Origin of the sequence: Yersinia sp. 2553 StPb PI (assembly GCF_052217105.1) — a bacterium.
Classification (GTDB): domain Bacteria; phylum Pseudomonadota; class Gammaproteobacteria; order Enterobacterales; family Enterobacteriaceae; genus Yersinia; species Yersinia enterocolitica_E.
The window spans coordinates 4,310,332-4,324,998 of record NZ_JAZGPX010000002.1; the positions used below are offsets into that span (position 1 = coordinate 4,310,332).

A 14,667-nucleotide genomic window follows, 5' to 3' on the forward strand; every position below is an offset into this window, starting at 1 on the left:
ACCCGCAAGTACTCAATGGAAAACCCAACGTAATGAATTAGTTAATGAATAACCTGCGCCAGAAACGCCTGGGTGCGCTCTGATTTCGGGTTAGAGAAAAATTCGGCGGGTGGTGCTTGTTCCACTATCTCCCCACGGTCCATAAAAATAACCCGATCGGCAACGGTACGGGCAAAACCCATCTCGTGGGTTACACACAACATGGTCATGCCTTCATTTGCCAGACTGATCATGGTATCCAGCACTTCTTTCACCATCTCAGGGTCCAGCGCCGAGGTTGGTTCATCAAATAGCATGATTTTGGGTTTCATACACAGCGAACGGGCGATTGCCACCCGCTGCTGCTGGCCACCGGAAAGTTGGCCGGGGAACTTATGGGCGTGCTCTGCAATCCGCACCCGTTCTAAATAATGCATTGCCAATTCGTCGGCCTCTTTCTTGGGCATCTTACGTACCCAGCTTGGTGCCAGCGTGCAGTTTTGCATCACCGTTAAGTGCGGGAACAGATTGAAGTGTTGGAACACCATGCCGACCTCGGTACGTACCCGTTCAATATTGCGCAGGTCATCGTTAAGTTCGATGCCATCCACCATGATTTTCCCCTGCTGATGCTCTTCCAGATGGTTGATGCAGCGGATAGTGGTAGATTTACCTGAGCCAGAAGGACCGCAAAGTACGATGCGTTCGCCAGGGCGCACATGTAAATTGATATCTTTCAATACGTGGAACTGCCCGTACCACTTATTGACGTTTTCCAGCGTAATCATCATTTTATCGCCTGGAGTTGGCTGATTGTCGCTCATGTTATGCCTCAATGTGTGGAACGTCCGGTGTGAAAGCGCTTTTCCAGATGCTGGCTGTAGCGCGACATGCTGAAACAGAAAACCCAATAGACAGCGGCGGCAAAGACATAGCCTTCGGTCGACATCCCCAACCAGGCAGGGTCGACGGTGGCTTGCTGCACGCTGCTGAACAAATCAAACAGACCAATGATGATAACCAGACTGGTATCTTTAAACAGGGCGATAATGGTGTTTACCAACCCGGGGATCACCATCTTCAGGGCTTGTGGCAAAATAACCAGCCCTTGGGTTTTCCAATAGCCCAGCCCCAGTGACTCGGCGGCTTCGGTCTGTCCTCTGGGCAAGGCCTGTAACCCGCCACGCACCACTTCTGCCACATAGGCTGATTGGAACAACACCACCCCGACCAAGGCACGGATCAGTTTGTCGATGCTGGTGCCTTCGGTCATAAACAGTGGCAACATCACCGAGGACATAAACAGCACGGTGATTAGCGGCACCCCGCGCCAGAACTCAATAAATACCACTGACAGAATACGCACCACTGGCATACTCGAACGGCGGGCCAAGGCCAATAAAATCCCCAGCGGTAGCGCACCGGCAATACCTACTGCGGCGATGATCAGCGTCAGTGTCAGGCCGCCCCACTGGCGGGTTTCAACCCGGGTTAACCCGAGGAAACCGCCATATAACATCAACCATACCAGCAGTGGGTACGCTACCATCCACACCGCCAAATAGCGGCCTCGATGTGGCATAGCGCGCCAGAACAATGGAATGAGCGTCAGCAATCCGATGATCAAGGTGGTGTTGATGCGCCAACGCTGCTCAATAGGATAAAGGCCATACATAAATTGGCCAAAGCGCGCATGAATAAACACCCAGCAGGCACCCTCACGGGTACAATCAGTGCGCGATGTACCTAGCCAGTTGGCGTTAAAAATAGTCCAATTCAGTAATGGCGGGATCAATTGCCACATCAGCCACAGGCACAGCAGCGTCAGCAGACTATTAGTCCAACTGGAAAACAAATTCTTTCTCGCCCAAAACACCATCCGGCTTAACGGGTTGCCCGGCCGTACTGTGCTGGGTGGTTCACGGGTTAGTGTCATCGTCATTCGCTTCCCTTAGCGCTCTACCAGCGCGATCCGCCGGTTGTAGAGATTCATTAAAAATGAAATGGATAGGCTGATAACCAAATAGACTGACATGGTAATGGCGATAGTTTCTATCGCCTGACCAGTCTGGTTCAGCACTGTGCCGGCAAACAACGACACCATATCTGGATAGCCGATAGCGGCTGCCAGTGAGGAGTTTTTGACGATGTTCAGGTATTGACTGGTGAGTGGCGGAATGATGACTCGTAACGCCTGTGGCAGAATAACTTGGCGCAAGGTGACGGTGTTGGGCAGCGCCAGTGAACGGGCTGCTTCATGCTGACCATAGGGCACGGACTGAATGCCTGAACGAATCACCTCAGCAATAAAGGTCGAGGTATAAACCGACAGTGCCAAGGTCAAGGCCGCCAATTCAGGGATAAGAACCAGGCCACCTTTAAAGTTAAAGCCGCGTAACTGCGGTAGATCCCAATGCAGTGCCGAGCCATACAGAAAATGGGCCGCTGCTGGTAGGGCTATCAACAGTAGTAAGGCAATCGGCCAGGTGCGGTGAAACTGACCGGTATGTAACTGACGGAAATGGTTATAGCGATACAGCGCCACGGTGATAACAACGGCCAGCAGCACAGCGAGTATGGCGGGTATAAAACCGGCAGCAAACTCCGGTGATGGTAGATACAAGCCACGGTTGCTGAGAAAAGCCACACCGAAGGCATCCAGACTCTGTCGTGGCCCTGGTAGATTGCGTAATACCGCGAAATACCAGAAGAAGATTTGCAGCAAGGGCGGGATATTACGGAATGTCTCGATATAGATAGTGGACAGTTTGCGTAACAGCCAGTTATCAGATAAACGCGCCAGCCCAAGGAAGAACCCGAGGATCGACGCAAAGAAAATACATAATACTGATACCAGCAAGGTATTGAATAACCCGACCAAAAACACCCGGCCGTAGGTATCACCTTGCTCATAATCGATAAGATGCTGAACAATACCAAAACCGGCGCTGTTATTCAGGAAAGCAAAGCCGGAGGTGATGCCCCGGGTCGACAGGTTGGTAATGGTGTTATGGAAAAGATACGCACCGCATCCGATCAGTATCAATAGCGCGATAATTTGATACAACCAGGCGCGTACCGCTGGATTGGTCAGCGAAAAGACACCTTTGACGGTTGGGCGTTGTGACATAGTGTGGGCCTCGGTCTGGATAATACATCCGGCAGGGCGGGCCTGCCGGAGAGGTAATCAGTAATCAGCGAACCGGAGGCGCGTACTGGAGACCGCCATTGTTCCACAGCGCATTCTGGCCGCGTTTTATTTTCAGCTCACTGCCCAAACCGACGTTACGGTCGAAGCTTTCGCCGTAGTTACCCACTTGTTTCACGATTTTAACCACCCAATCGTTAGGCACTTTCAGATCTTTACCATAGTTGCCTTCCTGACCTAACAGATGTGCCATATCCGGTGTGGTTGGTTTTGCTGCCAGTGCTTCGACGTTTTTCGACGTCACACCCATCTCTTCAGCATTTAACATGGCAAACAGTGTCCAGCGCACGATGGCGAACCAGTCCTCATCACCCCGGCGCACAACCGGCCCCAGTGGTTCTTTAGAGATAACTTCCGGTAATACGATAAATTCGTCTGGTTTACCTAACTTGATACGCAGTGCGTACAGTTGTGATTGGTCAGAGGCCAATGTGTCACAGCGGCCGGAATCCAATGCCTTGGCACTTTCGTCAGAACGGTCGAAGGTAACTGGAGTGTATTGCATTTTATTGGCTTTAAAGTAATCAGCGACGTTCAACTCAGTATCTGTACCGGCTTGAATACACACCGTCGCCCCGTCCAGCTCTTTGGCGCTTTTCAGCCCCGCTTTATTGTGGGTCAGAAAGCCGATACCGTCGTAATAGTTCACTCCGGTAAATAACATCCCCATGCCAGCATCACGGGATGAAGTCCAGGTGGTGTTACGTGACAAAATATCAACTTCACCCGATTGCAGGGCGGTAAAACGCTCTTTTGCGGTCAGCGGGGTGTATTTTACTTTTTCTGCATCACCAAAGATGGCAGCAGCTACGCCACGGCAGACATCGACATCCAGACCAGAGAACTTGCCGCTGGCATCTGCATAGGAGAAGCCGGGCAATCCATCACTGATACCACATTGTACAAAACCTTTTTTCTTCACCGCATCCAAAGTAGTGCCCGCGTGGGCCTGACCTGCTAATGCCACTAATGAGGCGGCGGCAACCAGTGTTGAAATCATTATTTTCTTCATGAAAGCGTCCTGTGAGGCAAAGTCGAGCCTATTTTAATTTTGTAGCGCACCAGTGATGCACCGTCGCTGTCTGTTGGCGTGTAGCCAGTTTGGTATTAGCAAATGGGATGCCAGAGTTGCATTTCATTGATGATATGAGTAATTACTTAGCGTTAACTCTTTGTAGGTAATTTCTGACCGGGTAGGATGCACTTAAATGGCGCATTTAACGGCGGATTGATACTTTTTAGTGCAGAAAATTCTTATATACAGCGATGAACGAGAGGTAAGAGTAATTGAACCAGACTGAGGTATACATTTCGTCAATGTAATAACATAAAAAGCGGCATAGACAGGTGAAATTCGGATTTTTTAAATCTCTGATCCGTTATCTAATCCTCTTGGGAGTGTTTTAACGTAAACACATTAGAGAGAAGGATAAGGATTATGCCTCGTTATTTAACCGCCCTGATGTGCGGGCTGCCATTGCTGTTTACCGCCAGTTGTCTGGCACAGGTGAATATTGAAACTGCAAAATGCAGTGATACCGATTTTACTCAGGTTCTGTCTTGTTACAGAGAAAAGCTGGCCGCAGAGCCACTTATCTATAACTTGCTCAGTCAGGAAAACCTGCCGGGGTTGGAGTGGCGCCGTTACCAACTGACCTCGCAGAATTGGTCGCCGGAGAGCTTGGTCTCCCCTGCTGCATGGCAGCATGAAGTGGAGATCTTTATTCCCGAAAATAGCACGTCCACCAAGGCGCTGGTGGTCATCAATAATGGTACCAACTATGGTACTGAAACCATTCCTCCCTCCGGTCCTAGCGATTTTGCTATCGAGACCTTGCAAAATATTGCCCGCTCGACTGACACGGTGGTGATTGCCATTAGCACCATTCCCAATCAGTACCTTGAATATCAACAAGATGGGAATCCGCGTAAGGAAGATTATAGTGTTGCACGTAGTTGGACTTTATTTATAGATGCCCCAGAAGCCCGTTCAATATTACCGCTACATGTCCCGATGGTGGCGGCGATTTCTCAGGCGATGACCATGGCGCAACAAGCCTTGCCGGAAAAAGCCTTAGACAGTTTTATTGTCACTGGTTTATCCAAGCGTGGCTGGACTAGTTGGCTGACGGCAATTGCGGATTCACGTGTGGAGGCTATTGTGCCTTTTGTGATTGATCTGCTGGATACCCGCGCCGCATTGGAACATATGTATCAATCTTATGGTGGCAACTGGCCTATAGCCTTCACCCCCTACTATCAGGAAGAGATTGATAAGAAACTGAGTACCCCCGGCTTCGCCAAACTGATGCAGATTATGGATCCCCTACAGTACCTGACGAGCGAGTATCAACCCCGGCTCAGTATTGCGAAATACATTATTAATGCCAGTGGTGATGATTTCTACGTGCCTGATAATACGCATTTTTATTATGACAAATTACCCGGTGATAAAACGTTGCGGGTGGCACCTAACTCTAGTCACTCCGGTATTAAAGCATTTAGCGAACAGTCGTTGATCACCTTTGTTAACCGTTTACGGCAAGCCACACCGATGCTCGCGATTTCCGCTATGCGTGCGATGTAAGATATAGCGCATTTCCGTTGGCTGTGGCCCCGGGTAATACCCTTGAAGTTGCACTTAGCACGCCAGCTACCGGTTGGCAGGCGACCTTTATCGAGGCCACATTCAATGATGGCTTCGTGGCAACCACGCCAGTTTATGTCTCGCCGCAGGAGAGTTATCCCACTACAGCCCCTCCTACCGGTGGGCCTGCATGCAAAACGTTGCCAGGGCGTGCGCTTATCACACCAGACGATGCGATAGATGATCCCGATGAAGCTGAAGCGCAGTTATAGCTCCGCGATATTGAGTGGATTTTAGCTAATAAAAAACCCGACATAGGCCGGGTTTTTATGACAGATCTTGTTGATGCTTAATACAGCGATGGCGCACCGGCTGGGCGGGTTTTAAAGCGGCGGTGTAGCCACAGATATTGCTCAGGTGCGCGCATGATCTCTTTTTCGATAACTTTGTTCATATAGCTGGCGGCCGCTATCTCATCATCAAGCGGATAGTCTTCTAATGCTGGCTGGATCAGCAAGTCATAGCCGCTACCATCTGTTTTACGCAGTAAAACCAATGGCAACAGTGCCGGTTTGGCTAGCCGGGCCAACATAAAAGTGCCACTGGTGGTCGCGGCCTGATTGACGGCGAACAGTGGTGCAAACACACTGCCACGTGGGCCGTAATCCTGATCCGGTGCAAACCACACAGCCTCACCTTTTTTCAATGCCTGCACCATGCCACGAAGATCTTTACGGTCCAGCATGGCCTTATTCGAGCGCATACGGCCCCAGGTCTGCACCAATTCCATCACTTTATTGTTATGCGGGCGGTACATCGCCATCATTGGCTGACATTGCCCCATTACGCGGCCGCCAAGTTCCAGCGACATAAAATGGACGCCAATCACCAGTACGCCGCGCTGTCCTTGCTGCGCTTTTTTCAGGTTATCCAGACCCGTCACGGTAAACCAGCGCTTAATGCGCGCATCGGGCCAAAACCAGGCCATGCCGGTTTCCAGCAACCCCATGCCTAAGGATTCAAAATTACCGACGATAGTCCGTTCAAGAGTCTGCTTATCCATATCAGGGAAACAAAGTTCCAGATTGCGCCGGGCGATAGATACCCGCCGTTTCAGGAAGCGCATTGAGGTACGCCCCAACCAAATTCCTAACTTGTTTAACAGCGGGTAGGGGAGTTGGACTAACAGAAATAATACCCCCAGGCCAAACCAGGTCAGCCAGTAGCGCGGGTGGAGCAGTGAGATATGGAATTTCTGCGGCTTTATCATATGAACTCTATCGTTATGCGTTAAGTGCGGGTTTGTAACGCATATGGATGTAACTCGATAGCGATACATTTCTTCAGACACCGGTGGTCAACTATCGTTTTGGTGAATACGACAATTGACATAATTTTTACATTAAAAGCGGGGTCGCGTAGGGGATGGTCATGAAGGCAGGCTATCTATAAGCGATGGGGGCTTTCAGAGGATTATACCATATTCGCGATAAATGAAAGAAAAAGATCAACGCTAGATGTGCTGGCGGAATTATCGCGATATAAACTGCGTTACTGTTCGGCATATCGCAGAAAATGGTGCCTTAGAATCGAGGAAAAATAAGTCAACTGGCTGGAAAATGGGAGACTCATCTCAATTTCGATTAATTATTGTTACCGTTGTTCTATTTTTGGGTTATTGACGTGCCACAGAGGGAGTTATAAATTCAATTTGTGTTTTTAATGTTATTAATTTGATGTTTATTTGTGTTTATTATCTTTGTATTTGATCACATTTATTCTTTCTTATATTTAATTAACCAATTATTAACATAATAAATCATTAAATTTTACTTTTTTGGGCTTTCATCACAATTCACTCTGACTCGTCGCGCAGCCTATTGTGTTCCTTTGTTAATCTCATGTGTGTGAAAAGCAGTCACATGAAAATAAAACAGTCACGGTGTCACACTACGGGCTTCTCACCTCGCAACCAACCCGTTATCTGAAAGAAAACAAGAAGGTATTGCTATGAAACTTAATCTCGCATTACTGAATGCATGTGTCGTTTCCGCATGCATGCTGTTCACTACGCAAACGATGGCAGAGAAAAAATATGAAATTGCTGTTGTCGCGAAGGTTACCGGTATTCCTTGGTTTACCCGTATGGAAGTTGGCGTAAATGAAGCAGCAAAAAAACTGGATGTTAATGCTTATCAGGTTGGGCCTGCCACGCCAGACCCGGCGCAACAAGTTAAAGTCATTGAAGACCTTATTGCCAAAAATGTAGATGCCATCATTGTGGTGCCGAACGATGCCAAAGTGCTGGAACCAGTACTGAAAAAAGCGCAAGAGAAAGGCATTGTGGTGTTAACTCACGAATCTCCTGATCAACGTATCGGGCAGTGGGATGTTGAGACCATCGATAGTGAAAAATATGCTCAGGCCAACATGGACGAACTGGCGAAAGCCATGGGGGGCAAAGGGGGTTATGCGATTTATGTGGGTTCCCTGACTGTGCCATTGCATAACGCTTGGGCGGATTATGCTATCAAATACCAGAAAGAAAAATACCCCGATATGTTCGAAGTCACTCCACGCCTGCCAGTGGCTGAGAACATTGATAAATCTTACTCCACCACTCTGGATCTGATGAAAACCTATCCGAAAATGAAAGGGATCATTGGTTTTGGTTCACTGGGGCCAATTGGTGCCGGTCAAGCAGTGGCTAAGAAACGCGCGAAAGATCAAATCGCGGTAGTGGGTATCGCTATGCCTGCACAGGCAGCGCCATACCTGATGCGTGGTGATATCAAAAAAGCCCTGTTGTGGGATCCAAAAGACGCCGGTTTTGCTGTGGTGCAGATTGCAGATCAATTACTGAAAGGCCAAAAAATCACGCCAGACTTGACCATCGAAGGCTTGGGTAAAGCCGATGTGGATAGCGAGAAAGGCGTGATCCGTTTCAACAAGATCCTTGAAGTCACTAAAGATAATGCGAAAACATTAGGTTTCTGATTTTCAGACGCCACACCAGGGAATTACCGGCTAACGAGCCGTGCTTGGCAGTAAATCAGGCAGCGGGAGAGCATCCCCGTTGCCCTCACCATCATCACCGAATTGCTGTAAAAATAGCGCCATGCTTATGGCGTTAGGGAAGGTATTGTCATGACTCAGGCCAACGCATTTATCACTCTTGAAAATATCAGTAAGCGATTCCCCGGCGTGCTGGCGCTGGATCAGGTGAATCTCACACTGAATAAAGGAGAAGTGCACTGTCTGGCAGGCCAGAACGGCTGCGGCAAGAGCACCATTATCAAAGTGATTTCAGGAGTTTATCAGCCAGAGAAAGGCGCAAGTATCCTGATAGACGGCAAGCTGTTCCATCAGTTTACGCCGCAACTCTCATTCTTCTATGGCGTGCAGGTGATATATCAAGACTTGTCGCTATTTCCTAATCTCACCGTTTCGGAAAATATTGCCGTCCACCGTTATCTACCAGGTGGTGATTTTTGGGTGAAGCGTAAAAGTATGCGTGAGCGTGCGTTAGCCGCCATGCAGCGAGTGGGTGTCACCCTTGATCCTGATAAAAAAGTTGAACAGCTCTCTATTGCTGACCGCCAGTTAGTGGCGATTTGCCGCGCTATCGCTGCCGATGCCCGCTTGGTGATTATGGATGAACCTACTGCCTCGCTAACCAGTCAGGAAGTGAAAGGCTTGCTGGACGTGGTACGTGATCTCAAATCACAAGGTATCTGCGTGGTGTTTGTTAGCCACCGGCTGGATGAAGTGATGGAAGTGGCCGACAGAATCAGTGTCATGCGCGATGGCCAACTAATTGGTACCTGGCCGGCCAGCGAACTGGACAGCCATGAGCTGGCGTTCCTAATGACCGGCCAGCGCTTTACCTACAGCCAGTTACCGCCACTGGCGGCAGAAGCCACGCCGTTGCTGGAAATCAAAAAACTGAGTCGTGGCGAGCAGTTTCGTAACATCGATTTGACCCTACATCAGGGCGAAATTGTGTCGATCACCGGGTTACTGGGGGCGGGGCGTACTGAACTGTGTCTGAGCCTGTTTGGCATGACCCAACCCGATAGTGGCGAGGTGTGGGTCGCCGGTGAACAAGTGCATTTCCGTAACAACCGTGATGCGATCCGCCACGGGATCGGTTATGTCTCTGAAGATCGCCTGACACAGGGATTGATCATGGAGCAATCGATCTATGACAACACCATCGTGTCCGTTTTTGACAAATTACATACCCGCAGTGGGTTGTTGGATCATGCCAAAGCCGCAGCGCTGGTGAAAAAACTGGTGCAAGATCTGAACATCAAAGTGTCCGATACCGCCCTGCCGGTCAAAACGTTATCGGGCGGTAATGCACAGCGCATCGCTATTGCTAAATGGGTAGCGACGCAACCGCGTATTTTGATCCTCGATTCTCCGACCGTCGGCGTAGATATCGCCAACAAAGAAGGGATTTACCATATTGCCAAAGCCTTGGCAGAGCAGGGGATGGCGGTATTGATGATTTGTGACGAGATCCCGGAGGCTTACTACAACAGTCACCGGATATTAGTGATGCGCAAAGGTGAACTGGTGGCCGAGTTTTACCCGCATCAGTGCACCGAACAACAGGTAGCCGAGGTGGTCAATGGATAAGCTAAAACTGCGGCAACTGACGGGGCGACATGAGTTTTATCTTGGGCTATTGGTATTACTGTTAGTCATCGGACTGAGTGTAAAAAGCCCGGAGTTCCTGACCTTAGGGAATCTGACCGATGTCGCCACCAGTTATGCCATTTTGGGTATTCTGGCCTGTGGCCTGTTTGTGGTGCTGATTGCCGGTGGTATTGATATCTCCTTTCCGGCGGTAACGGCTATTGCGCAATATGTCATGGCGTCGTGGGTGATTACCCATGGCGGCAGCTTCGCGCTAGCGTTTGTTCTGGCCATGTCAGTTGGTTTAGTGCTGGGGCTGATCAATGGGTTGCTGGTGTATTGGTTGAAAGTCCCAGCGATAATTATCACCATTGCCACACTGAATCTGTTCTATGGCCTGCTGGTTTATTTCACCAACGGTACCTGGTTGTACGGTTTCCCTGACTGGTTTATGACCGGGATTAACTGGTTCTCGTTTACCGGCAGTGACGGCTATGACTATGGCTTGACACTACCGCTGTTCTGCCTGGCGGCGACCATCATTTTCACAGGTGTATTGATGAACTACACCCGTCTTGGGCGGCAGATCTTTGCCATGGGCAGCAATAAGGATGCGGCTTCCCGCCTGGGCATTAATATTCTGCGTTTGCATCTCTACGTCTATGGCTACATGGGCATGCTGGCAGGGGTGGCGGCGGTGGTACAGGCGCAGATTTCCCAGTCAGTGGCACCTAACTCATTGATGGGGTTTGAGCTGACCGTGCTGGCCGCCGTGGTCTTGGGTGGCACCAGTATGACGGGGGGCCGTGGATCCCTCAGTGGCACCGTGCTCGGCGTGATGTTGCTGGCATTTTTGCAAAACGGTCTGACGCTGCTGAGTGTCTCCTCTTACTGGCATACGGTTTTCAGCGGCGCAATCATTTTGGTGAGTATCAGTACCACCGCATGGAATGAAAAACGCAAATTGCTGAGGGAGCACTGATATGACCTGGCTAAACCGAATTATTCCTAACGACCGCATTATCCGCCTGCAATTATTGATTCTGGTGGCAGTGATGTTGGCCTTCTCATTGACCTTGGGCCAACGCTTCTTCAGCTTGGGTAACTTCCAGTCTATTTCCTCGCAGTTGCCGATTTTAGGCATGCTGGCGCTGGGGATGGGGCTGACCATGCTGACCGGCGGTATTAACTTATCCATTATTGCCGGAGCGAACGCTTGCTCATTAGTCATGGCTGCCATCATTGTCAGCCACCCTGATCAGCCGCTGTTCCTGTTACTGGCATTAGTTGCTGGCTTGCTGGTGGCGGTGGTGATTGGTGCGTTGAATGGCTTACTGATTTCAGTGGTCGGGGTGTCGCCAATTCTGGCGACGTTGGGCACCATGACATTGATTACCGGCCTGAATATTTTATTGTCCAACGGTGACGTGATCTCTGATTTCCCACCGGTGATTCAATACATTGGCAGTGGTGATATCGCCGGTATTCCAGTCGCGATGATCTTGTTTTTACTGGTCTCCACTGGGCTGTGGGTGCTTTTGGAACACACGACCTTGGGGCGTAGCATCTATCTGGTCGGCTCCAATGAGCAGGCCACCCGTTTTAGTGGCGTGAATACCCATCGGGTACAGGTCGCGGTCTATATCCTGTCAGCCATATTAGGATGGGGGGCGGCTATCCTGATGATGGCGAAATTTAACTCGGCCAAAGCCGGTTACGGCGAATCCTATCTATTAGTCACCATTCTGGCATCGGTATTGGGTGGCATTAACCCGGATGGCGGCTTTGGTCGCATCATCGGCTTGATCCTGGCGCTGGTGGTACTGCAACTATTGGAAAGTGGCCTGAATTTGCTGGGGGTGAGTAGCTACCTGACCATGGCGTTATGGGGTGGGGTGCTGATCCTCTTTATCGCATTACAGAATCGTAAGGCTTAAGAATTGAGGGATACAACAATGGCAAGTTACTTTATCGGCGTAGATGTAGGGACCGGCAGCGCAAGGGCCGGAGTATTCGATTTGCAGGGCCGCATGGTCGGGCAGGCCAGCCGTGAAATTACCATGTTTAAGCCCAAGGCGGATTTTGTTGAGCAGTCTTCCGATAATATCTGGCAGGCGGTGTGTAATGCGGTACGAGATGCGGTGAATCAGGCTGATATCAACCCGATCCAAGTGAAAGGGCTGGGGTTCGATGCCACCTGTTCGCTGGTGGTGCTGGATAAAGAAGGCAACCCGTTGACCGTTAGCCCGTCGGGGCGCAGCGAACAGAATGTAATTGTCTGGATGGATCATCGTGCCATTACCCAGGCTGAAAGAATTAATGCCACCAAACATCCGGTATTGGAGTTTGTTGGCGGCGTGATTTCACCTGAAATGCAAACTCCAAAACTGCTGTGGTTGAAACAGCATATGCCAACCACGTGGAGCAATGTCGGTCATCTGTTTGATTTACCGGATTTTCTCACCTGGCGAGCGACCAAAGACGAAACCCGTTCGCTTTGTTCTACGGTGTGTAAATGGACTTATCTGGGCCATGAGGATCGCTGGGATCCGTCCTATTTTAAATTGGTCGGGCTGGCTGATTTGCTGGACAACAATGCGGCGAAAATCGGTGCTAGCGTTAAACCGATGGGCGAGCCGTTGGGCCGTGGACTTAGCCAACGGGCGGCATCAGAAATGGGATTGATCCCTGGTACTGCGGTCAGTGTTTCTATTATTGATGCCCATGCTGGCACTATTGGCATCCTCGGTGCCAGTGGTGTGACTGGCGAAAATGCCAATTTTGATCGGCGCATTGCGCTGATTGGTGGTACCTCAACGGCACATATGGCGATGTCACGTTCCGCGCATTTTATTGGCGGCATCTGGGGACCCTATTATTCGGCTATTCTACCGGAGTACTGGCTAAATGAGGGCGGACAGTCGGCGACGGGAGCATTAATTGACCATATTATTCAAACACATCCGTGTTACCCAGAGCTGTTGGCACAGGCCAAAAGCAAAGGTGAGACTATTTACGAGGCGCTAAATCATATTCTGCGCCAGCTTGCCGGTGAACCGGAGAATATCGCCTTCCTCACCAAAGATATTCACATTTTGCCGTACTTCCACGGTAATCGTTCACCGCGCGCGAATCCGAATCTGACGGGCATTATTACCGGCTTGAAGCTGTCTACCACCTTTGAAGATATGGCGTTACGCTATTTGGCGACCATTCAGGCGCTGGCGCTGGGAACGCGGCATATCATCGAAACCATGAATAAGAACGGCTATTGCATTGACACTATGATGGCCAGCGGCGGCGGAACTAAAAACCCGATCTTTGTACAAGAACACGCTAATGCGACGGGTTGTGCCATGCTACTGCCGGAAGAGAGTGAAGCCATGTTGCTCGGCAGCGCCATGATGGGCACGGTCGCAGCAGGTGTGTTTGAGTCGCTGCCGGAGGCGATGGCTGCCATGAGCCGCATTGGTAAAACGGTCACACCGCAAACTAACAAAATCAAAGCCTATTACGACCGTAAATACCGCGTGTTCCACCAGATGTATCACGACCATATGCGTTATCAGGAACTGATGCAGGAGGAAGGATGAGCCAGAGTGATGAATGGCAAATAGCCAGTGACGCATGGATGACTTATAGCCGCGAGTTGGCGGCGTTAAAGGATAATGTCGATCCGCAGGTGTGGTTGCAGGTGCTGGAGATGTTGGCTGGGTGCCGTGGCAAAATCGCGGTAACTGGGGTGGGCACATCAGGTATTGCCGCACGAAAGGTTGCTCATATGCTGGCTTGCGTAGAGCAACCGGCGATTTACCTGAATGCCACTGATGCAGCGCACGGCGATTTGGGTTTCCTCGGGTCACAGGACATCATCATTTTGATCTCTCGTGGCGGGAATTCCGATGAGCTGACCCGGTTGCTGCCAACGCTGCAACGCAAGCAAGTGCAGATTATCAGTGTAACGGAAAACGAGCAGTCGGCTATCGCGCAGGTATCTGCCTTGGTGCTGAAAACACATGTGAAGCAAGAGATAGACCCGCTGAATATGTTAGCAACCACATCTATTGTTCTGGTATTAGCCCTGTTCGATGCTATCTGTGCCTGCCTGATGGCACGCAGAGGTTTTACTAAACAGGCCCTACTGGCGGTGCACCCTGGTGGAGATGTGGGTATCGAATTACGTAAACAGCAGTAATTAACCGATAAAAAACACTGCGCCAGTGTCATCGCGCGGTGTTTTTTATTCTCA

At 50.1% G+C, this 14,667-nt stretch carries 11 protein-coding genes and 1 pseudogene; 7 read left to right on the plus strand and 5 right to left on the minus strand.

Annotated features, from left to right (window positions below):
• Positions 1-41 precede the first annotated feature (41 nt).
• The 4 genes from V2A84_RS21060 to V2A84_RS21075 all read right to left on the minus strand — a co-directional run bounded on the left by V2A84_RS21060 (position 42) and on the right by V2A84_RS21075 (position 4,199).
• A complete protein-coding gene (locus tag V2A84_RS21060) occupies positions 42-803 on the minus strand; it encodes an amino acid ABC transporter ATP-binding protein (RefSeq protein ID WP_042568985.1) in 762 nt (253 codons plus the stop codon).
• 8 nt (positions 804-811) lie between these two features.
• A complete protein-coding gene (locus V2A84_RS21065; RefSeq protein ID WP_193784861.1) occupies positions 812-1,915 on the minus strand; it encodes an amino acid ABC transporter permease in 1,104 nt (367 codons plus the stop codon).
• Positions 1,916-1,930: 15 nt separating this feature from the next.
• Entirely contained in the window at positions 1,931-3,109 is a 1,179-nt protein-coding gene (locus V2A84_RS21070) for an amino acid ABC transporter permease (protein ID WP_083162155.1), read from the minus strand.
• A gap of 64 nt (positions 3,110-3,173) precedes the next feature.
• The gene (locus V2A84_RS21075; RefSeq protein ID WP_083162157.1) at positions 3,174-4,199 is read right to left on the minus strand and encodes an amino acid ABC transporter substrate-binding protein; all 1,026 of its coding nucleotides are present in this window, start codon (positions 4,197-4,199) and stop codon (positions 3,174-3,176) included.
• A 426-nt stretch (positions 4,200-4,625) separates the two neighbouring features.
• On the opposite strand from V2A84_RS21075, the pseudogene V2A84_RS21080 reads away from it, so the two are divergent.
• Positions 4,626-6,046 (plus strand): annotated as a pseudogene (locus tag V2A84_RS21080) (PhoPQ-activated pathogenicity-related family protein).
• Positions 6,047-6,123: 77 nt separating this feature from the next.
• On the opposite strand, the gene lpxP reads toward V2A84_RS21080, so the two are convergent.
• Positions 6,124-7,044, minus strand: coding sequence for a kdo(2)-lipid IV(A) palmitoleoyltransferase (lpxP, locus tag V2A84_RS21085; protein ID WP_083162159.1), 921 nt, complete (start codon positions 7,042-7,044; stop codon positions 6,124-6,126).
• Positions 7,045-7,784: 740 nt separating this feature from the next.
• On the opposite strand from lpxP, the gene V2A84_RS21090 reads away from it, so the two are divergent.
• The 6 genes from V2A84_RS21090 (at position 7,785) to V2A84_RS21115 (ending at position 14,613) form a co-directional block, all read left to right on the plus strand.
• Positions 7,785-8,771 carry an autoinducer 2 ABC transporter substrate-binding protein gene (locus V2A84_RS21090; RefSeq protein WP_005191421.1) on the plus strand — a complete coding sequence of 329 codons (987 nt, stop codon included), beginning with the start codon at positions 7,785-7,787 and terminating at the stop codon, positions 8,769-8,771.
• Positions 8,772-8,921: 150 nt separating this feature from the next.
• The gene (locus tag V2A84_RS21095; protein ID WP_050073816.1) at positions 8,922-10,418 is read left to right on the plus strand and encodes a sugar ABC transporter ATP-binding protein; all 1,497 of its coding nucleotides are present in this window, start codon (positions 8,922-8,924) and stop codon (positions 10,416-10,418) included.
• Positions 10,411-11,400: an ABC transporter permease gene (locus V2A84_RS21100; protein ID WP_032907665.1), complete on the plus strand. Its 990-nt coding sequence runs from the start codon at positions 10,411-10,413 to the stop codon at positions 11,398-11,400. The genes V2A84_RS21095 and V2A84_RS21100 overlap by 8 nt, the downstream gene beginning before the upstream one ends.
• Before the next feature lies 1 nt (position 11,401).
• Positions 11,402-12,355, plus strand: coding sequence for an ABC transporter permease (locus tag V2A84_RS21105; RefSeq protein ID WP_083162161.1), 954 nt, complete (start codon positions 11,402-11,404; stop codon positions 12,353-12,355).
• An 18-nt stretch (positions 12,356-12,373) separates the two neighbouring features.
• Positions 12,374-14,011, plus strand: coding sequence for an FGGY-family carbohydrate kinase (locus tag V2A84_RS21110; protein ID WP_083162163.1), 1,638 nt, complete (start codon positions 12,374-12,376; stop codon positions 14,009-14,011).
• On the plus strand, positions 14,008-14,613 hold the full coding sequence (locus tag V2A84_RS21115) for a KpsF/GutQ family sugar-phosphate isomerase (protein ID WP_083162165.1): 606 nt from the start codon (positions 14,008-14,010) through the stop codon (positions 14,611-14,613). The genes V2A84_RS21110 and V2A84_RS21115 overlap by 4 nt, the downstream gene beginning before the upstream one ends.
• The last annotated feature ends 54 nt before the right edge of the window (positions 14,614-14,667 follow it).

Bases quoted from the DNA above. Each gene is read 5' to 3' on its own strand.
- V2A84_RS21060 (WP_042568985.1), bottom strand. From the start codon at position 803: ATGAGCGACAATCAGCCAACTCCAGGCGATAAAATGATGATTACGCTG.
- V2A84_RS21065 (WP_193784861.1), bottom strand. From the start codon at position 1,915: ATGACACTAACCCGTGAACCACCCAGCACAGTACGGCCGGGCAACCCG.
- V2A84_RS21070 (WP_083162155.1), bottom strand. From the start codon at position 3,109: ATGTCACAACGCCCAACCGTCAAAGGTGTCTTTTCGCTGACCAATCCA.
- V2A84_RS21075 (WP_083162157.1), bottom strand. From the start codon at position 4,199: ATGAAGAAAATAATGATTTCAACACTGGTTGCCGCCGCCTCATTAGTG.
- lpxP (WP_083162159.1), bottom strand. From the start codon at position 7,044: ATGATAAAGCCGCAGAAATTCCATATCTCACTGCTCCACCCGCGCTAC.
- V2A84_RS21090 (WP_005191421.1), top strand. From the start codon at position 7,785: ATGAAACTTAATCTCGCATTACTGAATGCATGTGTCGTTTCCGCATGC.
- V2A84_RS21095 (WP_050073816.1), top strand. From the start codon at position 8,922: ATGACTCAGGCCAACGCATTTATCACTCTTGAAAATATCAGTAAGCGA.
- V2A84_RS21100 (WP_032907665.1), top strand. From the start codon at position 10,411: ATGGATAAGCTAAAACTGCGGCAACTGACGGGGCGACATGAGTTTTAT.
- V2A84_RS21105 (WP_083162161.1), top strand. From the start codon at position 11,402: ATGACCTGGCTAAACCGAATTATTCCTAACGACCGCATTATCCGCCTG.
- V2A84_RS21110 (WP_083162163.1), top strand. From the start codon at position 12,374: ATGGCAAGTTACTTTATCGGCGTAGATGTAGGGACCGGCAGCGCAAGG.
- V2A84_RS21115 (WP_083162165.1), top strand. From the start codon at position 14,008: ATGAGCCAGAGTGATGAATGGCAAATAGCCAGTGACGCATGGATGACT.